General features: G+C 60.1%; 17 protein-coding genes. 11 read left to right on the plus strand and 6 right to left on the minus strand.

Features of this window, described 5'->3' with window-relative positions; translation table 11 throughout:
* Positions 1 to 156: 156 nt before the first annotated feature.
* Both K7R21_RS18715 and K7R21_RS18720 read right to left on the minus strand, forming a co-directional pair.
* On the minus strand, positions 157 to 2,163 hold the full coding sequence (locus K7R21_RS18715) for a molybdopterin oxidoreductase family protein (protein WP_224984798.1): 2,007 nt from the start codon (positions 2,161 to 2,163) through the stop codon (positions 157 to 159).
* 153 nt (positions 2,164 to 2,316) lie between these two features.
* Positions 2,317 to 2,625 carry a cytochrome c3 family protein gene (locus K7R21_RS18720; protein ID WP_224984799.1) on the minus strand — a complete coding sequence of 103 codons (309 nt, stop codon included), beginning with the start codon at positions 2,623 to 2,625 and terminating at the stop codon, positions 2,317 to 2,319.
* A gap of 194 nt (positions 2,626 to 2,819) precedes the next feature.
* Here K7R21_RS18720 and K7R21_RS18725 point away from each other — a divergent pair, with 194 nt between their 5' ends.
* The 4 genes from K7R21_RS18725 to K7R21_RS18740 all read left to right on the plus strand — a co-directional run bounded on the left by K7R21_RS18725 (position 2,820) and on the right by K7R21_RS18740 (position 5,985).
* On the plus strand, positions 2,820 to 3,833 hold the full coding sequence (locus K7R21_RS18725) for a PilZ-like domain-containing protein (protein WP_224984800.1): 1,014 nt from the start codon (positions 2,820 to 2,822) through the stop codon (positions 3,831 to 3,833).
* A 100-nt stretch (positions 3,834 to 3,933) separates the two neighbouring features.
* Positions 3,934 to 4,407, plus strand: a complete 474-nt coding sequence (locus tag K7R21_RS18730; RefSeq protein WP_224984801.1) for a GreA/GreB family elongation factor — start codon at positions 3,934 to 3,936, stop codon at positions 4,405 to 4,407.
* Positions 4,408 to 4,521: 114 nt separating this feature from the next.
* The gene (locus tag K7R21_RS18735; RefSeq protein WP_224984802.1) at positions 4,522 to 5,208 is read left to right on the plus strand and encodes a PilZ domain-containing protein; all 687 of its coding nucleotides are present in this window, start codon (positions 4,522 to 4,524) and stop codon (positions 5,206 to 5,208) included.
* A gap of 18 nt (positions 5,209 to 5,226) precedes the next feature.
* Positions 5,227 to 5,985, plus strand: coding sequence for an NRDE family protein (locus K7R21_RS18740; protein WP_224984803.1), 759 nt, complete (start codon positions 5,227 to 5,229; stop codon positions 5,983 to 5,985).
* 243 nt (positions 5,986 to 6,228) lie between these two features.
* Here the strand turns inward: K7R21_RS18740 and K7R21_RS18745 are convergent, their stop codons facing one another.
* A complete protein-coding gene (locus tag K7R21_RS18745; RefSeq protein WP_404813668.1) occupies positions 6,229 to 7,443 on the minus strand; it encodes a hypothetical protein in 1,215 nt (404 codons plus the stop codon).
* A 471-nt stretch (positions 7,444 to 7,914) separates the two neighbouring features.
* Here K7R21_RS18745 and K7R21_RS18750 point away from each other — a divergent pair, with 471 nt between their 5' ends.
* From K7R21_RS18750 to hisG, 5 genes are all read left to right on the plus strand, one after another.
* Complete coding sequence (locus K7R21_RS18750) at positions 7,915 to 8,910, plus strand: ABC transporter substrate-binding protein (protein WP_224984804.1); 996 nt, start codon at positions 7,915 to 7,917, stop codon at positions 8,908 to 8,910.
* A 132-nt stretch (positions 8,911 to 9,042) separates the two neighbouring features.
* Complete coding sequence (locus K7R21_RS18755) at positions 9,043 to 9,942, plus strand: ABC transporter permease (RefSeq protein WP_224984805.1); 900 nt, start codon at positions 9,043 to 9,045, stop codon at positions 9,940 to 9,942.
* On the plus strand, positions 9,939 to 10,736 hold the full coding sequence (locus K7R21_RS18760) for an ABC transporter ATP-binding protein (protein WP_224984806.1): 798 nt from the start codon (positions 9,939 to 9,941) through the stop codon (positions 10,734 to 10,736). The genes K7R21_RS18755 and K7R21_RS18760 overlap by 4 nt, the downstream gene beginning before the upstream one ends.
* Positions 10,737 to 10,996: 260 nt before the next feature.
* The gene (hisI, locus tag K7R21_RS18765) at positions 10,997 to 11,374 is read left to right on the plus strand and encodes a phosphoribosyl-AMP cyclohydrolase (protein ID WP_135868296.1); all 378 of its coding nucleotides are present in this window, start codon (positions 10,997 to 10,999) and stop codon (positions 11,372 to 11,374) included.
* 74 nt (positions 11,375 to 11,448) lie between these two features.
* Positions 11,449 to 12,321 carry an ATP phosphoribosyltransferase gene (hisG, locus tag K7R21_RS18770; protein ID WP_224984807.1) on the plus strand — a complete coding sequence of 291 codons (873 nt, stop codon included), beginning with the start codon at positions 11,449 to 11,451 and terminating at the stop codon, positions 12,319 to 12,321.
* A gap of 97 nt (positions 12,322 to 12,418) precedes the next feature.
* Here the strand turns inward: hisG and K7R21_RS18775 are convergent, their stop codons facing one another.
* Entirely contained in the window at positions 12,419 to 13,144 is a 726-nt protein-coding gene (locus K7R21_RS18775; RefSeq protein ID WP_224984808.1) for a Tll0287-like domain-containing protein, read from the minus strand.
* A gap of 599 nt (positions 13,145 to 13,743) precedes the next feature.
* On the opposite strand from K7R21_RS18775, the gene K7R21_RS18780 reads away from it, so the two are divergent.
* Entirely contained in the window at positions 13,744 to 15,357 is a 1,614-nt protein-coding gene (locus tag K7R21_RS18780; protein ID WP_224984809.1) for a methyl-accepting chemotaxis protein, read from the plus strand.
* Between the two features lie 16 nt (positions 15,358 to 15,373).
* Here the strand turns inward: K7R21_RS18780 and K7R21_RS18785 are convergent, their stop codons facing one another.
* Positions 15,374 to 16,351, minus strand: a complete 978-nt coding sequence (locus K7R21_RS18785) for a quinone oxidoreductase family protein (RefSeq protein WP_224984810.1) — start codon at positions 16,349 to 16,351, stop codon at positions 15,374 to 15,376.
* Positions 16,352 to 16,528: 177 nt separating this feature from the next.
* Between K7R21_RS18785 and K7R21_RS18790 the strand changes: the two genes are divergently transcribed.
* Positions 16,529 to 18,244, plus strand: coding sequence for a methyl-accepting chemotaxis protein (locus tag K7R21_RS18790; RefSeq protein ID WP_224984811.1), 1,716 nt, complete (start codon positions 16,529 to 16,531; stop codon positions 18,242 to 18,244).
* Positions 18,245 to 18,392: 148 nt separating this feature from the next.
* Here the strand turns inward: K7R21_RS18790 and K7R21_RS18795 are convergent, their stop codons facing one another.
* Complete coding sequence (locus K7R21_RS18795) at positions 18,393 to 18,584, minus strand: hypothetical protein (protein ID WP_224984812.1); 192 nt, start codon at positions 18,582 to 18,584, stop codon at positions 18,393 to 18,395.
* Positions 18,585 to 18,602: the final 18 nt, after the last annotated feature.

The following is an 18,602-nucleotide window of genomic DNA, read 5'->3' on the forward strand; positions in this document are numbered from 1 at the left end:
ACGCCCCCCGATTGTTTATTGCCGTTGCTTCTCATTACATCGGCAGCCGGTGGGAAATCATGAGACAAAATCTGCCGCTCACGCAAAGCCGCGAAGACTCCAAGCACTTCTTCTAGGGGTGCTTTCTTTGCGTCTTTGCGTGAGGCCGGGGTGCTGTCAATTGGCCAAGCGCACATCGACCCGGTTGTCGTAGAAGGTGCTCCCGCCGCCCTGGTCGGTCAAACGCTGCGATGTGAGGGCGTTCACCGAGCGCGCTCCCGGCGCATGGGCGAGCCACCATACCCCCTCGGCCACCACCACGCTCCGCGGCACCTTGGGCGTTACCTGCAGCCGGAAGGTGACCTTGCCGAGCTCGTTCCAAGCCACCACCTCCGCGCCGTCGCTAAGTCCCTTGTCAGCCGCATCCTGCGGATTCATCTTGAGCTGCATCCCCCCCTGGCTCTCCCTCAACTCTTCCCGCTCGTAGAAGGTTGCATTCAGTGCGTACGGGGTGGGCGCGGTCATCAGCCGGAAGGGAAGCCGCCCCTGCTCCTCGTGGGTGGGGAGGTAGCGCGGCAGCTTCTCGGCGAGCCTCTCGTTCAAAATCTCGATCTTACCCGACGGCGTCATGATCCCTGCCGGCCGTGCCGCCAGGGTCACCGGGCGTCCTTCCGCAAGCGCCTCCTCGTCGATCCCCGCGCGCAGCGGCTTGGGCACCTCCAGGAGCCGGTCGATCATCTGGTCCGCGCTGAGGGTGAAGATCTCTTCCTCAAAGCCCATCGCCTGGGCCAGAAGGGAGAACACCTCCCAGTTGGGCTTGCTCCCCCCCACCGGATCGATCACCGCCTGGGCGCGCTGGATGCAGTAGGTGCCGTAGGAACGGTAGATGTCGCTGTGCTCCAGCGACGATGTGGCGGGGAGCACGATGTCGGCGTAGCGCGCGGTGTCGGTCATGAAGCGTTCATGCACCACGGTGAAAAGGTCCTCGCGGGACAGGCCCTCGAGCACCGCGTTCTGGTCCGGGGTCACCGCGGCCGGGTTGGAGTGGTACACGTAGAGCCCCATGACCCGCGGCGCGTCGAGCTGGTTCAGCGCGTCGCCCAGCTGGTTCATGTTGATGAGCCGGGTCGGCCCGGGAGTCAGGTCCTCCCTGGTCAGGATCTCCATCGGGAAGGCGCCCCCGGTCGCGGTGTCGGGGAAGCACCCTGCGCCCTCCTTGCCGTAGGCGCCGACCAGCGCCGGCAGGCAGCAGATCGTGCGTACCGTCATAGAGCCGTTGCCGTAGCGCGACAACCCGCTCCCCAGGCGGATGAAGGGGGCCTTGGCCGCAGCGTAGGCACGCGCCATCTCCACGACTGCCTCTGCCTTGAGGCCGGTAATCTCCGCACAGCGCTCCGGGGTCATGGCTGGGAGTACCTCGGCCGCTAGTTCATCGAAGCCGAGCACCTGCTCCGCAATGAACTCGCGGTCGGCGAGTCCCTCGCGTGCAATGATGTGCATCATCCCCAGGGCCAGCGCCCCGTCGCTTCCCGGTCGCACCAGGAAGGTGCGGTTCGCTGCCGAGGCGGTTGGCGTCTCGTAGGTGTCGATCAGCCAGATCTGGCCGCCCCTTTGCCGCACCTCCTGCGCCTGGTTGAGGAAGTGGATGCTGGTCGCCGCCGCGTTGATCCCCCACAGGATGAGCAGGTCGCTGCTGCCGGCCGATTCCGGCGGCGGTGTCGCCGTCTTGCCCATCACCGCCTCCCATCCCGCTCCCTTGGCCGGGGAGCAGATGGTACGGTCCAGCCGGGAGGCGCCCATGCGATGGAAAAAGGGATGTCCCGCGTTACGCTGCACGATGCCCATGGTCCCCGCGTAGGAATAGGGGAGGATCGCCTCGGCGCCGTGCCCGGAGATGATGGTGCGCCAGCGCTCGGCTATGGTGGCGATCGCCTCGTCCCAGGTGATGGGGGTGAACTCGCCGCTCCCCTTGGCGCCGGTCCTCTTGAGCGGCGTCGTCAGGCGCAGCGGCGAATGGACGCTTTTCTCATAGTGGCGCATCTTTGGGCAGAGGGTGCCGCGGCTGAAGGGGTGCAGCGGGTCGCCTTGCACGGCGATGGCCTTGCCGTTTTCCACCTGCACCAGCATGCTGCAGGTATCCGGGCAGTCGAAGGGGCAGACCGATCTCCTGGTGACGACGTTCATCTGTGATCTCCTGTGTTGGTGGCAAAAAAAAGTCGCGAGCCGTTGCGACGGCTGCTTCTTTGTATCTGTATTTGCGAGGGGGATCAACAGAAAAGGAAGGGGGGGAGGCGGGTTGCGCCCCGGGACGGAGCGCAGCCCGAATAGGTGGTGCCGCTACTTCTTATGGCACTTGGCGCAGTTGCCGGCAGGCTTGAAGGCCTTCTTGCCGTTGTGGCACTCGCCGCAGTACTTACCGGCGTTGATGTCGGCCATCTTCATCTGGGCGGAGCCCTTCTTCATCTTGAAGATCTTGGTGTGGCACTCGTTACATTTGAGCCCCTTGCCGGCATGGTCGTCGCCCTTGAAGGTCACTTTACCCATCGAGGTCGGCCACTCCACGGTCTTGCCTGCCGAAACCGCCATGGCCTGTGCCGCTGTCATTACTACCACCATTGCCGCCGCTGCTATCGCAATTCTTTTCATAGCTACTCCTTATTCATTAGTAAAAAAGCCATTACTTTGATAGCACAGCTCCCCCCGATGTCAAGGCACCTCCTCGACCTGATTAGGTAAAACAGGAAAGCCTCTTTCGCATTCAATGACTTGCAAGTCGCCGCGACTGTAGTTTAATGTGATGGTCGGCTCAACCTCTTATTAAAATATCATCCGGATTCGGCATGGAAGACGATTACAGCGAATACCGCCAGGTCCTTGCACCGGGCATGCGCATCGAGATCGGCATCCCGCTCTCGGGCGGCGGCGTGTTCCGGGACTGGGGCGTCATCAGCGAGTCGGGCGGAGACCTGCTGCAGTTGCAGATCTCCCGCGACGTGCTTCCGGCCAACGTCCGGGTGGATGTCGGCTTCATCCTTGATGTCAGCGTCTGGCTTGGCAAGGACAGCTATACCTGCAGCGGTATCGTCACCGACCGCCTCGGCGACCGTGTGCTGCAGATACGGCTTTTCGGCCGATTCACCCTGCGCGAACGGCGCCAGTTCTTCCGGACCGACATGGCGTTGAGGGTCCGCTACGACATAGTGGACGAGTCGACCCGCAAAGAGGTGGAAAGGGATTGGGAGGTGCGCAAGGAGCGCGAGCAGATGAAGTTCCAGGGGTATGATGACTTCGTCATCGCCGCCCAGATGGCGCGCTTCAAGCCGGCCAAGGACATCGTCTGGCGGGATCTGCTTCGGGCCCAGCTGAACCTGGGCGGAGGCGGGATCTGTCTGCGCATGCCGACCACGGCGCGGCCGGACCAACTGGTGAACATGGAACTGTACCTGCCGCAGGAGCCGCCGCGGCTAGTGCATGCGGTCGGTCAGGTCGTCCATGTCAAGCCTCCGCTTGTGCAGCGTGACGGCTCCAACCGCTACGACGTCGGCATGGAATTCCTTTTTCTGGACGAGCGGGACCGCGACCTGATCTTCAAGCAGATCTCCTCGGTCCAGATCGCCCACCTGCGCAAGATCGCCGACAAGCGTGACGAGGACGAGGCTACCGACACTCCTCCGGTTGTGCTGTCCCGCAGGCAAAAAGTGGTCAGAGCCCTCTGGACGCTGTTTGCTCTCATCCTGGTGTATGCCCTGGGACGCTACCTCATTTCCTACAGCAAAGCCCCCCCCGAAAACGAGATCCAGAAAACCTACGAAGAATCAATCCGCAAGTACCGCCACCTGGACAAGCAGCCCTGACCGGCTGCTATCGTATTGCCTTGCAGTGCAAACTCTACTATGATGCCCCCTCCGCGGCAGCCGTCTGCCGTCGGCAAGGATTGCATGGCGAGGAGTGCCGATGACCAACATGATCAGCGCCGAAGGGCGCAAACGATTGCAGGAACGCTACGATTTTCTCTGGGAGACCGAGAGGCCGCGCATGGTGAAGAACATGGCCGATGCCGCCGCCGAAGGGGACCGCTCCGAGAATGCGGAATACATCTATTCGAAGAAGAGGCTGCGCGAGATCGACCGGGAACTGAAGCACCTGGGGGACCGGCTCAAGGTGCTCAAGGTGATCTACCCGCCGCTGAACCCCACCTCGGTCAGCTTCGGCTGCTGGGTCACCTACGAGGACGAGGAGGGGGATGAGCGTTGCTACCAGTTGGTCGGGCCCGACGAGTTCGACGTGAGCCTGGGCAAGATCAGTGTCGACTCACCGGTGGGCAAGGCGCTGCTCGGCAAGAAGGTCGACGACGAGGTCACGATAAAGAGGCCGGCCGGCGACCTTACCGTCACCGTGCTCTCCATTACCTCCAAGAAGCCGGAGTAGCCCCAGTCAGAGTCGGGCTCGAAAACCGTTTGACCTTCTTTGGGGAGCGGTTATAGTGTAGCAGGCCTGTCCCAGAAGCGACCTCCATTGAATGAAGGACCATCCCAAGCATACATGTCAGACATCAAGATCCTGATAGTAGTAAAAGATAGTGAAGCAGGTGACGCCTATGCCCACGCCGTAACCGAAATCGGTGTGGCCTGTGACGTCGCGCGGTCGTTTGCGGAAATGTCGCAGATGGCGACGGAGAACCGCTACAACGGCTTCCTCGTGGACATCCTGACACTGGTGCGCTGCAGCAAGGAAGAAAAGGTGATCGCCTATGAGTGCATCAACCTTTTCCCGGTGCTGCGGGTGAAGTGGGAGGCGAGGCAGAAGAAGATAAAGCTGAGCCCGTTGGAGCAGAGTTTCTCCCCCGACACCGACTCCGCACTGCACTTCTTCATCGAAAAACGCTGCCGGAACTTCCCCGCGCGCTCCCTGCGCCGGTCGCCGCGCCGGCAGATCAACCTGAACCTCTACTACAGCACTGATCCCACCTTCCCGGCCGATGCCACTCACAAGTCCTTCACCATCAATCTTGGCAGCCATGGCCTGTTCCTGCATACCATGGAGGACTTCCTGCAAGGGGAAACCCTCTGGATCCGCTTCCTCGAGTTCACCGACCAGACCCCCATCCGCGCTACCGTGCGTTGGTCCCAGCCCTGGGGAGTAACCCGCTGCATCCCCGGCGCAGGCGTGATGTTCGAATCCATGACCAAGAAGCAGGAGCAGGAGATCGCCAAGCTGCTGGATCTCTGAGCCCTCCCAGGAAATCCTATGTGCACGCTGTTACTCGCCTACCGGGCCCACCCCGAATACCGGCTCGTCATCGCGGCCAACCGTGACGAGTACTACCAGCGTCCGACGCAGCCCGCCCATTTCTGGGAAGACGCCCCACACATCTTCGCCGGGCGCGACCTGGTCCACGGCGGCACCTGGCTCGGTGTGACGGTGACCGGCCGGATTGCCGCGCTTACCAACTACCGCGACCCGAATGATCCACACCGGCATGGCCCTTCATCACGCGGGCAACTGGTGAGCGGGTTCCTTACGCAGGAGACGGGCGCCGAGCAGTACCTGGCCCGGCTGCGGGAATCCGGCATCCCCTACGGTGGCTACAACCTCCTGGTCGGTGACAGCGAGCGGCTGTTCTGCTACTCCAACAAGAGCGACCGGGTGTTCCCCATCGAGGCGGGGATCCACGGTCTCAGCAACCACCTGCTGGACACCCCCTGGCCCAAGGTGTGCCGCGGCAAGGACGGGCTTGCCCGCATCCTGGCACGGGACGACTTCGACGTGGAGGAACTGTTTGCGCTCCTGGCCGACGAGACACACCCTCCGGACCAGGAGTTGCCCGATACCGGCGTCGGACTGGAGTTGGAGCGGATGCTCTCTCCCATCTTCATCAGGAGCGCGCAGTATGGCACCCGCTGTTCCACAGTCTTGCTGGTGGATGAGGCAGGGGAAGCCACCTTCATGGAGCACAGTTTCGAGGGGGGAGTTGCCACCGAGAGGCAGGCGCACTTCCAGTGGTGACGGGGACGACGTACGCGCCCATCTCCCTCGGCAAAATGGACGAGGTGAGGTTTCCCCCCTCGCCCTCCGGGAGAGGGCCGGGGTGAGGGCGTCGTTGACTTGGAAAAAGTAAAGGGGCGAACCATAGTGGTTCGCCCCTTCTTTTTTGATACCGATGGGTACTGCAAGGGCGAATAATCATTCGCCCGAGTCGGCCAGTTGGGTGCATCCGCGTCCCCGCCCCCGGAGGGGGGCAGGAAGGGGTTACTGGTACTGGATGTACAGCGGTTTCGGGTTCAGCAAGAGCACCTCTTTCGGGGTGAGCAGCGCGTCGCCCTTCTTGGTGTCGTTGTGGTAGAAGAGCTTGAACCCGGTGAACTCGACCGGCTCCGCCACGACGTAGTCCTTGTAGGAGTCGCGCTTGAGCCAGGGAGCGCCCCAGCCGTCCATGTTCATCACGATCTGCACCTCGGGGCGCAGCTGGATGTTCTTCGAGTTGGTCACGCCGTTTCTGGTAAAGCGGTGCACGATGAACACCTTCGGCGGCAGGTTGTACTTCTTCACCAGTTCCTTCAGGTAGTTCGATGCGTAGTTGATGTCGGCGGCGTCGTAGGTGCCGATCTTGGTGCCCGGCTTCTTGCCGCTCTTGATCAGGTTGAACTCAGGATCGATGCCGAGATGCACGTCCGGGTTCTTGAGGATCCACTCGAAGCGCGGCAGCACGTTGCGGATGTTGTCGTGCCCGGTCTGGATGTCGATGAACATGATGGCGTTGATCGACTTGGCCCAGCTGTACACGTCGTTGATGATCTTGTCGGGCATGACCATGCGGTAGAGACCGGCCTTGCCCGGCTCCCCCTGGGCCACAACCGCGATCAGGTGCAGCGCCGGTTGCACCGGGTGGGAGGGGTCTGCAGCCTGCCACTTGGCCACTTCCCGCTTAAGGCGCTGCAGCATGTCGTCTTTCTGGTACTCGCCCAAGGCACCCATCCTCTTGGAGAGGGGGTTGCCGTAGTAGGCGACGATCCGCTTCTGGGGCAGGAGCGAACCCGGGAGCGGCGCGGGAGATTTTACCGGCCAACCCTTCTTGGCGGCGAAGTCCGGGTCTTCGCCGGCGCGATAGGTAACCTTGGGAGCGGCTGCCTCTTTACCTTTGGCGCCCTTGCCCTTTCCCTTTCCCTTTTTGCCGGCGCTAGAGTGTGCGTCGAACTTGGCGGCGCCAGCCGGGGCGGTCGCATCGGTTGCCGGTGTAGCAGGGACCGCCGGGGTGGCCGCCGCCGGGGTGCCGGTGGCAGGAGCGGTCGCTGCCGGGAGGTTGGTCGCCGGGACGGCCTGCGCCGACGAGGGATGGCCTTGCACGGCTGCGGTGCCAGCCGGGGTGGCGGAGGCCTTTTTATCCTTGCATCCCATGAGTGCCAGCGGCAGTGCCAGCAGGGCGACCAGCATGAGGGCGTGGTGGTTCGGGTACAGGTGCTTCACGTTGAAGTTCTCCTTGTATGGTGGTGCAGCCTGGACCGGCCTCGACCGTGCGGACATGTCGGTGCGGACGGCGCCTGGCGTGCTTTTATTTCTCGTGATTGTGCGGAGTCTGGTTTTGGCGGTTACTGGGGGAGATATCGGGGCGGGCTTTAGTGCCGTACACCTGTGACAAAACCGACAAGCTCGTACGTACTTATACCCTTTTTACATTTACGGTGTCAACAACCAGTGGGCTATTTGCGTGAGAAAAGTTTTATATTGGCGCTTTGTTTGACGGTTTGATCCATTTTTTTTCGATTCTTCAAAGAATTGTTCCTATTTAGCGGCACTATGGCGTTGACGATAGCTCTTTGCCGGTGGTATGCTCGGCGGTCGAAAATAGGTCCGACCTTTTCACCGGTCGGCGGCGATAGATTACGGTTTGGCAGTACCAGCAGCAGAAATTCAATTCAATGTAAACCGGAGGTATCTGTGCGCAAGAAGATCGGTATTCTGTTGGCTCTCTCTTTGTCTGTGTTGTCTGCGGCAACCGCTTTCGCAGCGGCTCCCGCCAAGCCGGTAACGATCGGCATCTCCAAGATCGTTTCCCACCCGGCGCTGGATGCTGTTGTAAAGGGCATCCAGGATGAACTGAAGGACTCCAAGATCAACGCAACCTTCGACGTGCAGAACGCCAACGGCGACATCAACACCGCGGCGTCCATCGCCACCAAGTTCCAGAGCCAGAAAGTCGACCTCGCTGTCGGCGTAGCCACCCCGACGGCTCAGGCGCTGGTGAACACCCTGAAAGGGATCCCGATCGTCTTCTCCGCCGTTACCGACCCGGTCAAAGCGGGCCTGGTTCCCTCCCTCGCCAAAGGCGGCAAGAACGTCACCGGCGTTTCCGACATGACCCCGGTGAAGCAGCAGATCGAGATGCTGCTGAAGATCAAGCCGAAAACCAAGCGTATCGGCCACATCTATACCAGCTCCGAGGAGAACGCCGTGGTGCTGGCCGGCATGGTGAAGCAGGTCTGCAAGGAGAAGCACCTCGAGTTTGTTGAGACCACCGTTACCAAGTCCGCCGAAGTGAAGCAGGCAGCCCAGACCATCGCCAACCGCGTCGACGCCATCTACATCTCCACCGACAACACCGTTGTCTCCGCCATGAGCGCCGTTGCCGAGGTTGCCGCCAAGGCCAAGATCCCGGTCATGTCCGCAGACCCGAGCTCCTCCGAGACCTACGACGTCCTCGCCGCGTGGGGCTTCGACTACTACAAGATGGGCCGCGCTACCGGCAAGATGGTCATCGAGATCCTGAAAGGGAAGAAGCCGGAGCAGATCCCGACCCGTTTCATGACCAAGGCTAGCGACGTCGACCTGCTCATCAACCTCGACGTGGCCAAGAAGCTCGGCCTGACCGTCCCGGCCGACATCGTCAAGGCCGCCAAGACCGTCCGTCAGAACGGCAAGCTCACCAAGAAGTAAACAGAACGCAAACCCATTGGCCGTCCACCCGCTGAAGCTGCGGTGGGCGGCCAGTGGGTTTTAAAGCCGAAATTGTATGCTTGCCCACCACAGCTTTAGCGAAGGTGGGACTAAGGTTCTAAGAAGGGTTTTATGATCGAAGGTATTTTTGTTGAAGGTTTGATCTATGGCATCATGGTCCTGGGCGTATTCATCTCGTTCAGGATTCTTGATTTTCCGGACCTGACGGTTGACGGGTCCTTCCCCTTGGGGGCGGCGCTCATGGTGCAGTGCCTCCTCACCGGCATGAACGGTTGGCTCGCGCTCCTCGTCGCCTTCGCGGGCGGCGTCACGGCCGGCGTGGTCACCGCCCTCATCCACAACCACCTGAGGGTGCCGAACCTCCTGGCCGGTATCCTCACCATGACCATGCTCTACTCGGTCAACATCCGCATCCTGGGTAACCGCGCCAACGTCCCCATCCTGGATCAGCCGACCATCCTCAAGCAGGTCACCGAGAAGTTCACCGGCGTCATTCCCGACGACTACATCCTGCTGGTGTTCTTCGTGATCGTCGCCCTGGTGGTAAAGGTGGCTCTTGATCTGTTCTTCCGCACCGACCTCGGCATGACCCTGGGCGCAATGGGGAACAACGAGCAGATGGTCATCTCGCAGGGGGTGAACCCCAAGACCCTGAAAACCATCGGCGTCGGCCTCTCCAACGGCCTGGTTGCCATCTCCGGCGCCTTCGCTGCGCAGTACCTCGGTTTCGCAGACGTGGGGCTTGGGCAGGGCATCATCGTTTCCGGCCTCGCTTCCGTCATGATCGGGGAATTCCTGATGCTCAAGAGCAACCGGATCGGCGTCCTTACCTTCTGCGCCCTCGCCGGTTCCATCTGCTTTTATGCCGTGATGTACGTCGGGCGTTTCTACGGCTACGTGATCCACATGACCCCGAGCGACCTGAACCTGATCAAGGGGGTGCTGATCATCGTCCTTCTCATCATGACGCAGGCCAAGAAACTGAAGGTCCCGTTTAAGGTGGCAAAATGATAGAACTTAAGAACGTTTCCATCGTATTTGGCCAGGGGACCGTCAATGAAAACAAGGCCCTGAACAACATCAACCTCAAGGTGAAGGAAGGCGACTTCATCACCATCATCGGCTCCAATGGGGCCGGCAAATCGACCCTGTTCAACACCATCGCCGGGACCTATCTCCCCAGCGAAGGGCAGATCTTCGCCAACGACAAGAACGTCACCCGCGACCCGGAGTACAAGAGGGCGAAGTACATCGGCAGGATCTTCCAGAACCCGCTGCTGGGCACCGCCGGCAACATGAGCCTGGAAGACAACATGACCATCACCCACAAGAAGGGGATGAAGTGGTTGCGTCGCAGTCTGAACAACAAGACCCGCGAGATCTTCCGTCAGGAATTGGTGCAGCTCAGGATGGGGCTCGAGCACCGCATGAAGGAGAACCTGGTCATGTTCTCCGGCGGACAGCGCCAGGCGCTTACCCTGCTCATGATGGTCCTTTCCAAGCCGTCGCTGATCCTGCTCGACGAGCACACTGCGGCGCTTGACCCGAAGAACGCCGAGATCGTGCTGGAGCTGACCAACAAGTTCATCAGCGAGTACAAGCTGACCGGCATGATGATCACCCACAACATGACTCACGCCATCGAATTCGGCAACCGTCTGCTCATGATGGACGGCGGCGAGATCATCTTCGACATCGAGGGTGAAGCGAAGAAGGCTCTCACCGTGGAGAAGCTGATCCAGAAGTTCCACGAGTTGCGTCACAAGACCTTCGAGAACGACCGAACGCTGCTCGCCGAAGACTAGTCGGCGGACAAGAGAAGAGACACGGGAAGGCCCGGCAGAGAATCCTGCCGGGCCTTCCTTTTTAGAACAACCCCCAAACTGTTCCCGACCGTAGCGCCTGAGTGTTTAGGTGGAGCTTGCCCACCGTAGCTTTAGCGAAGGTGGGAAGCTTTAGCGAAGGTGGGAGGCGTGTCTACATAATCATTGACACAAGTTGGGCCGGAGGTGTATTAAAAGACACTTTTTTATCACTAAACGCGGTAGAAGGACTGAGAGAAGCCATGATAAAGATCGATTTCGAGAAGATGGGTGGACTGATCCCTGCTGTTATCCAGGACAACGAAAGCGGGGAAGTGTTGATGGTCGCGTTCATGGACGAGAAGACCCTGAACCTGACCCTGGAAACCGGCAAGACCTGGTTCTTCAGCCGCACCAGGAACAAGTACTGGATGAAGGGCGAAGAGTCCGGCAACACCCAGGAAGTGATCGAGGTGCTTACCGACTGCGACGCCGACACCGTGGTGATCAAGGTAAAGCAGAACGGGCCCGCCGCCTGCCACACCGGCAACCGGAGCTGCTTCTACGTAAAATACGAGAACGGCACCTGGGTCGAGCACTCCAACCCGCTCTTCGATCCCAACACCGTCTACAAGAAATAACATGACCAGCCACGGGGCTTCCGCTTCGTGGCTTTTTTTTTCTTAATTCAATGTGAGTCAAGAGAGGGAATGAAATGGAAAAGTTGAAGCTCGGCATCCCCAAGGGGAGCCTTGAAAACGCCACCGTCGACCTGTTCAAGAAAGCCGGCTGGCAGATATCGATCTCGTCGCGCAGCTATTTCCCCGGTATTGACGACGATGAGATCAAGTGCTCCCTGATCCGTCCGCAGGAGATGGGCAAGTACGTGGAACGCGGCACCATCGACGTTGGCATTGCCGGCCGCGACTGGATCCGCGAGAACGAGTCCGATGTCATCGAAGTCTGCGAGATGGTCTACTCCAAGGTCTCCCGCCGTCCCGCCCGCTGGGTGCTGGTCGTGAACGGCGACTCCAAGATTCAGGGGCCCGAGGACCTGCGTGGCGGCACCATCTCCACCGAGCTTGTCGGCTTCACCAAGCGCTACTTCGCCGAGAGAAACATCCCCGTCACCGTCGAGTTCTCTTGGGGTGCCACCGAGGCGAAGGTTGTCGAGGGCCTCTGCGACGCCATCGTTGAAGTAACGGAGACTGGTTCCACCATCAAGGCCAACGGTCTCAGGATCGTCACCGAGCTGATGGAATCTGTCCCGGTCATGGTCGTCAACAAGGCCGCCTGGGAAGATCCCTGGAAGCGCGCCAAGATCGAGCAGATCGCCACCCTGCTGCAGTCCTCGCTGCGCGCCGAGGGCATGGTCGGTCTCAAGATGAACGCGCCGAAAGAGAAGGTTGCCGAGATCACCGCCGTCATCCCTAGTTTGAAGAGCCCGACCGTCGCCAACCACTACAACTCCGACTGGGTTTCCATCGAGAGCATAATGCCCGAACAAGAAGTCCGCCGCATCGTCCCCGAGCTCATCAAACTCGGCGCCGAAGGCATTGTGGAATACTCCCTCAACAAGATCATCTAAGGCTGCAGCCAGTAAAAAAAGGAGGCCCACTTCAACAAGTGGGCCTCCTTTAGTTTTTCGCGGGACGATGGCCCCGAGATATGGTGCCGGTTTTGAACTAGAGCACCGGAACTATGACGCTGATGGCTCCACGCAGGTCGCCATCCCTGTATCCTTCCTTCTTATGTCCCGAAACGTCAACTGTACCTGCCGGATCGCCATGACAACCGAGGCAGGCCTTGGAGATGTAAATCGGTACCATGTACCTCACCACCTTCTTCCCATCCACCGTTAACTCCTCGCTATGGCTTTGGTCCTTGTTCCCGCCGACGAATTTCGCCAGTATGGTCGTCTCATATTCGTCGGGTTTGTTGTAGGCTCCGCGGAATTTGAGGCTCGTTTGTTTGATCCGGATATCAGAGCGTTTTTCCAGGGCCGCACCGACCTTCGCCCCAAACGCCGCCGGATTGAAACCCTTGAATCCCTTCCCCTCCTGATTGATCAAGGGCTGCGCTTCGGTAATGACTTGTTTTGCGGACTGATGAATTTCTGAGAGGGCTTTTCCAAAGGCGTCGTCCGCCATCTTCGTGATATCAGCCGAGGTTCTGCGCAGAAACTCCAGCCGCACCTGTTGTTCGTACACATCAGCCGTGAAACCCTTGTTGCCTTTATCTGGATCGTTGATCAGCGATTGGTTCGTCGCCAGCACAGCACGGGCGGAAAGGAGGTATTCAGTCAGTGCGACGGCGACCGACTCCTCCTTTTCGGAAGCGCGCAAGCTGCTGACAGAGATGATGCTTCCCACGATGACAATCAATGCTACAGCTACAATACGAAACAACATGATTCCCCCTCCTGACCGGTAGTCGGCAGCGCCTGTCGTTAACTCACAGGACGCGTGCCGTGATGAGATACTGAAGCTAGGATATCGGGGGCAGAACCTTATTCATTAAGTAGGGGAAAAACCCCTGGCTGTTTCGCAAAAACTGAGGGATGACGGTGAGAGCAGACGCAGCACTCCGCCTGCCTTCATCTTCTTTCGTGCGCCTTTTTACCGTGCACACGTTCGTAGGCCCGGCAGAAGGGGCAGACGTCCTCCTCGATCTTGTTCACGAAATCATAGACGAGGCCCTTTTGGTGATAGCGGGCATGGAGGCATACGGGGCAGAGTTCACACACTTTTGCCATTGCTTTGTCGAGAGCAGTGAGGTTCTCGGTAGGGGGCATGATCCGGTCCTTTTAACGATGTTGGTAGGTCTAGCAAACTCCTTGGTTGCAGGGCATCCTAAACTCCCGTCCCCGCCTTGACAAGGATTAACCCCATTTGGGGTACAGGAACCGTTTTAGGAGTATTGGCAAGGCCAGGCGCGCAATCTCCTAAAGTTATCCTGCATCATACCGATCAGGTCTGGGATATACAGCGCCTACTGCTTGGGGGATTGGATGAGTATTGCCAAAAAAATGTTGCTCGCTTTGGGTATGACCACTGTCATAGTGCTCATCTGCATCATGATACCACTGCTGACCTCGCACCGGCTGGATGACGTCAGGAACCAGCTCTCAGATTACTCGGGGTTGAGTGAAGAGGCGACCATGGCTCAGGAACTCCAGTTGCAAATCGCCAACCTTTGGCAGTTTCTCACGGATGCCAGCCTCACCAGGGACAGGGAATCAATAGACAAGGACGCGAAGACCGCTTATGACAAAGCATCCCAACTTGTGGAACGGATGCAAAAGTACACGCAGCATTCTGCTGGGTATAGTGCCGACCTGAAGAAGATCGAGACCGCACTTCCGGCGATGTGGCAGACAGGCTGCCGGATGTATGACGCCTACGGCAGGAGCCCCCAGGAGGGGAATGCCGTGATGGAGGAGTACGACAAGGTCTGCGATACGACCATCCAGACGGCGATGGTTATGGTGAAACATAGCCAGGCGGACGGCCGGACGCAGATGCAGGGTATCCTTTCCAAACTGAGCCTGCTGACCACCCATGTGTACACCAGCGGTGGCGTCGCCACGGCAATTGGCGTACTCATCATCGCCCTTGTGGTCTGGGTGCGGCGTTCGATAATGCAGTCGTTAAAAACGATGGTCAAGGAAGTGGAATCCCTTACCAACGGCAACCTGAGCTGCAAGTTCGATGCAACCGGCAACGATGAACTCGCCACGGTGAGCGGGATGCTGAACCGCTTGATAGAAACGCTGCATCGGACCGTGAGTAACATAGCGGCGACCTCGTCCCGGATATCGACTGCGTCGCTGCAACTGCACAGCACCTCCGACCACATCGCCGCGGGAGCCAGGGACGTGGCGGAACAGGCCGGTTCGGTAGCTACGGCCAGCGTCGAGATGTCGGCAACCTCCGGTGAGATCGCCAATAACTGCCGTATGGCTTCGGCGGGAACGCAGAGCGCCTCCCAGGCCGCTTCGGTCGGTGCCGACGTGGTAGAGAAAACCGTCTCGGTTATGGGACAGATCGCAGACACGGTGCAGGAGTCCACCCGTACCGTGGAGAGCCTGGGGGCACGGGGAGACCAAATCGGCACCATCATCGGCACCATCGAGGACATTGCGGACCAGACCAACCTGCTGGCCCTCAATGCAGCCATCGAGGCGGCACGGGCCGGCGAGCAGGGGCGCGGCTTTGCTGTCGTGGCGGACGAGGTCCGTGCCCTTGCCGAACGGACCACGCGGGCGACCAGGGAAATTGGAGAAATGATCCAGGCCATCCAACGGGAGACGAAGAGCGCCGTCGACGCAATGGAGAGCGGCGTGTCACAGGTTGGCAACGGCAAGGCGGAGGCGGCGCGCTCCGGAGAGGCGATCAGGGACATCCTGGCCCATATCGCCGCCGCTGGCCGGCAGGTGGAGACCATTGCGCTGGCTGCCAACGAGCAAAGCAGTGTCACCAACACGATATCGGACAACATTCAGCAAATCACGCATCTCGCCCACCTGACGTCCGATGATGCCAATCAGTCCGCCGCCGCTGCGGCCGATCTGAACCGGACCGCAGCGGACTTGCAGGAGCTGGTACGTTGGTTCAAGCTGTGAGCCTTACTAGGCAGGCTCAGTCAGGGACCAGAATCGTGGAGCCGGTGGTCTGGCGTGCCTCCAGTTCACGGTGGGCCTGGGCCGCGTCCTGCAGTCTAAAGCTCCGGTTGATCTCTATCCTGACCTTGCCAGAGATTACCATCTCGAACAGCTCGGCGGCAGCCTTTTCCAACTCTGACCGTTTGGCGATGTAGGTAGCGAGCCCGGTGCGGGTCAGGTACAGGGAGCCCAGTTGCGAAAGCTGCAGGAGATCCACCGGCGGCACTGGGCCGGAAGCGTTGCCGAAGCTCACCATCAGGCCGCGGGGGCGCAGGCACTTGAGCGAGGTCTCGAAGGTGTCCTTTCCTACCGAATCGTACACTACCGCGGCCCCTTCTCCGCCGGTAATTTCCTTCACCCGCTCCAGGATGTTTTCGGTGCGATAGTTGATGCAGTAGTCGGCGCCGTGCTGCCGCGCCAGCTCGCACTTTTCCTCCGATCCGGCAGTGCCTATGACCCTTGCGCCGAGCGCCCGCAGCCATTGGCAGGCGATGGTGCCGACACCTCCGGCGGCGGCGTGGAACACTACCGTTTCTCCGGCCTGCACCTGGTAGGTCCTTCGGACCAGGTACTGAACGGTAAGCCCCTTGAGCATCATTCCCGCAGCCTGCTCGAAGGAGACTGCATCAGGTAGCAGGCAGAGCCGGTCCGCCTTGATGACCCGCGATTCGCAGTAGCCGCCGCCGGAAGTGCCCGCGTATGCGACGCGGTCTCCGGGCTGGAACAGTGTAACTCCCTCGCCGACCGCCTCGACCACGCCGGCTCCTTCGTTGCCGGCTATCGCCGGCAGCGGCATCTTGTAAAGCCCGCTGCGCTGGTACACGTCAACGAAGTTCACCCCGACCGCCTTGTGCCGGATGCGCACCTCCCCGGGACCCGGCTCCGGTACCGCGACATCCATCCACCTCAACACTTCCGGACCACCAAATTCTTCGAAGCAAATCGCTTTGGTCATTGCTGCCTCCTTGATGAGAGCTGGGCCCTGTGCGTGGCCGGTCTCAATCTGATTTCACGATATTGTCTTAAGCTCCAGTCTCGTGAAGCCGAAATACTGAGTAGCAAAGCAGTGCCCTCGGTACGTGTTGCTGAAACTACCATCTATGCAGTCAAATGATAGCAAGAGGAGCTCATCATGAAAAGCAGCGGGTTCAGCATTAAGGTAAAGGTTCTCGTTGGTGCGTCGCTCGTGGTCATGCTGCTTGCGGTGGTGTTGATCGGCATTGCCCGGCACGCCATTCTCAGTACCAACGAGACTGGTTACGAGATACTGAAGTCGAAAACGATCGAGTCCCGCAAGCAGGAGTTGAAGAGCGAGATCGCCGTCGCCCTTGCGATCATCGACTCCGTGTACAACGAGGCCAAGGCATCAGGGGGCGACATGGAGGCGGCAAAGAAACGTGCCTTGGAACTGCTGCGCCCGGTTAGGTTTTTCGAGAACAAGAGCGGGTACTTCATGGTGCACGCCCTGGAAGGGGACCACGCGCGTGCGATCCTGGTCCCGGTGAAGACCGAGCTCGAGGGAAAGGATATTACGGATCTCAAGGACAAGAAGGACAAGATGTTCGTGCGCGAGTTCGTCAGGGCCGCGCGCTCCGGCGGCGGCTTCGTGGAGTACGCCTTCCCGAAGACGCCTGACGGGCCGCCACTGCAAAAACTCACCTACATCGGCCACTTCGCCCCCTGGGACTGGGAGGTCGGCACCGGCGTCTACACCGACGATCTGGAAGCGGAAGCCGCCAAGATCAGGGCCAAGGGGGTCGAGCACGCTAACCTCCAGTTTTCCTGGATGCTTGGTGCCGCCGTAGTGGTCTTCATCCTCAGCGTAGCCGCGCTCGGCTTCGGCATCGGGATAGCCCTGAAACCGCTGCGCAGTATCGTGGAGATGGCCCGGGAGCTGGCCCAGGGCGAGGGGGACCTTACCAGGAGACTCCCGGTCCAGGCCCAGGACGAGGTGGGCAAACTTTCCGAGGCCTTCAACCTGTTCATCGAGAAGATCCAGTTGATCATGCAGGACGTGGTGGCAGAAAGCAGGGATGTCGGCAGCTCCAGCGAACGTCTTTCCGGGATTTCGGACGGCATCGCCGCCGACATCGACAACTTGGCCGCTAAGTCGGCATCGGTGGCTACGGCAAGCGAAGAGATGGCGGCCACCACCAATGACATCGCTGCCAACTGCATGAGCGCCGCCGATGGGGCCAAGCTTGCCAGCAGTAAGGCGACCACCGGTGCCGCCATCCTGGACAAGACTCTTGAGTCGATGCGCCGGCTTGCAGAACAGGTCACGGCCTCGGCGCAGACGGTGGAAGGTCTGGGGGCACGCTCCGACCAGATCGGCGCCATCATCAGCACCATCGAGGACATTGCCGACCAGACCAACCTCCTCGCCCTCAATGCGGCCATCGAGGCGGCACGCGCCGGCGAACAGGGACGGGGCTTCGCGGTGGTTGCCGACGAGGTGCGCGCGCTGGCAGAGCGTACCGCCCGTGCCACCCGAGAGATCGGTGAGATGATCAAGGGAATCCAGTCTGAGACCAAGGCGGCTGTCGCCGTAATGGAGGCCGGCGTGCGCGAGGTCGAGATCGGCAGCGAGGAGGCGGCGCGCTCGGGAACCGCGCTGAAAGAGATCCTGGACCAGGTGGACCGCGTGACGGAACAGGTGAACCAGATCGCCACCGCAGCCGAGGAGCAAAGTGCTGCTACCGGCGAGATCGCAGCCAACGTGCAGCAGGTAAACCAGGGGCTGCAGGAAGGGGCCCGGAGCCTGCGGGACTCGTCCCGCCTGGCCTACGGCATGAAGGAGCGCTCCGACGACTTGAACCGCGTCATAGGGAAGTTCCGGCTTTCCTAGGAGTGCCGTGACTGAGGACCGTTTTATTGCACGAAAAAAGGCCGTCCCGGAGGGGACGGCCTTTTTTCTTCTATGCTTGCTGCCACGGAGGCAGCAGGGGGAGGCGAAAGGCCTTCGCGTTTCCGCCTGCTCCCCCCGCGACAATGGGTTACGAGATCATCTCGCAGTCGTCTTCGGGCCAGCTGTCCAGGCTACCGTCGGGTAGTTCCACCTGCACGGTGTCCCCCTCGATAGTGCAGCCGTAGCTCAAGCCGATCTCGCCGGTCTTAGTGTTCTTAACCTGGACCCGCTGCTCCTTCCTCTCCGTCGTGTCACATATCTCTGAATGTACCCTTTTCATGGTAACCTCCTGAGCTTT

Origin of the sequence: Geomonas agri (assembly GCF_020179605.1) — a bacterium.
GTDB classification, from domain to species: domain Bacteria; phylum Desulfobacterota; class Desulfuromonadia; order Geobacterales; family Geobacteraceae; genus Geomonas; species Geomonas agri.

Coding starts and splice junctions, on each gene's coding strand:
- K7R21_RS18715 (WP_224984798.1), bottom strand. CDS start 2,163: ATGAACGTCGTCACCAGGAGATCGGTCTGCCCCTTCGACTGCCCGGAT.
- K7R21_RS18720 (WP_224984799.1), bottom strand. CDS start 2,625: ATGAAAAGAATTGCGATAGCAGCGGCGGCAATGGTGGTAGTAATGACA.
- K7R21_RS18725 (WP_224984800.1), top strand. CDS start 2,820: ATGGAAGACGATTACAGCGAATACCGCCAGGTCCTTGCACCGGGCATG.
- K7R21_RS18730 (WP_224984801.1), top strand. CDS start 3,934: ATGACCAACATGATCAGCGCCGAAGGGCGCAAACGATTGCAGGAACGC.
- K7R21_RS18735 (WP_224984802.1), top strand. CDS start 4,522: ATGTCAGACATCAAGATCCTGATAGTAGTAAAAGATAGTGAAGCAGGT.
- K7R21_RS18740 (WP_224984803.1), top strand. CDS start 5,227: ATGTGCACGCTGTTACTCGCCTACCGGGCCCACCCCGAATACCGGCTC.
- K7R21_RS18755 (WP_224984805.1), top strand. CDS start 9,043: ATGATCGAAGGTATTTTTGTTGAAGGTTTGATCTATGGCATCATGGTC.
- K7R21_RS18760 (WP_224984806.1), top strand. CDS start 9,939: ATGATAGAACTTAAGAACGTTTCCATCGTATTTGGCCAGGGGACCGTC.
- hisI (WP_135868296.1), top strand. CDS start 10,997: ATGATAAAGATCGATTTCGAGAAGATGGGTGGACTGATCCCTGCTGTT.
- hisG (WP_224984807.1), top strand. CDS start 11,449: ATGGAAAAGTTGAAGCTCGGCATCCCCAAGGGGAGCCTTGAAAACGCC.
- K7R21_RS18775 (WP_224984808.1), bottom strand. CDS start 13,144: ATGTTGTTTCGTATTGTAGCTGTAGCATTGATTGTCATCGTGGGAAGC.
- K7R21_RS18780 (WP_224984809.1), top strand. CDS start 13,744: ATGAGTATTGCCAAAAAAATGTTGCTCGCTTTGGGTATGACCACTGTC.
- K7R21_RS18785 (WP_224984810.1), bottom strand. CDS start 16,351: ATGACCAAAGCGATTTGCTTCGAAGAATTTGGTGGTCCGGAAGTGTTG.
- K7R21_RS18790 (WP_224984811.1), top strand. CDS start 16,529: ATGAAAAGCAGCGGGTTCAGCATTAAGGTAAAGGTTCTCGTTGGTGCG.
- K7R21_RS18795 (WP_224984812.1), bottom strand. CDS start 18,584: ATGAAAAGGGTACATTCAGAGATATGTGACACGACGGAGAGGAAGGAG.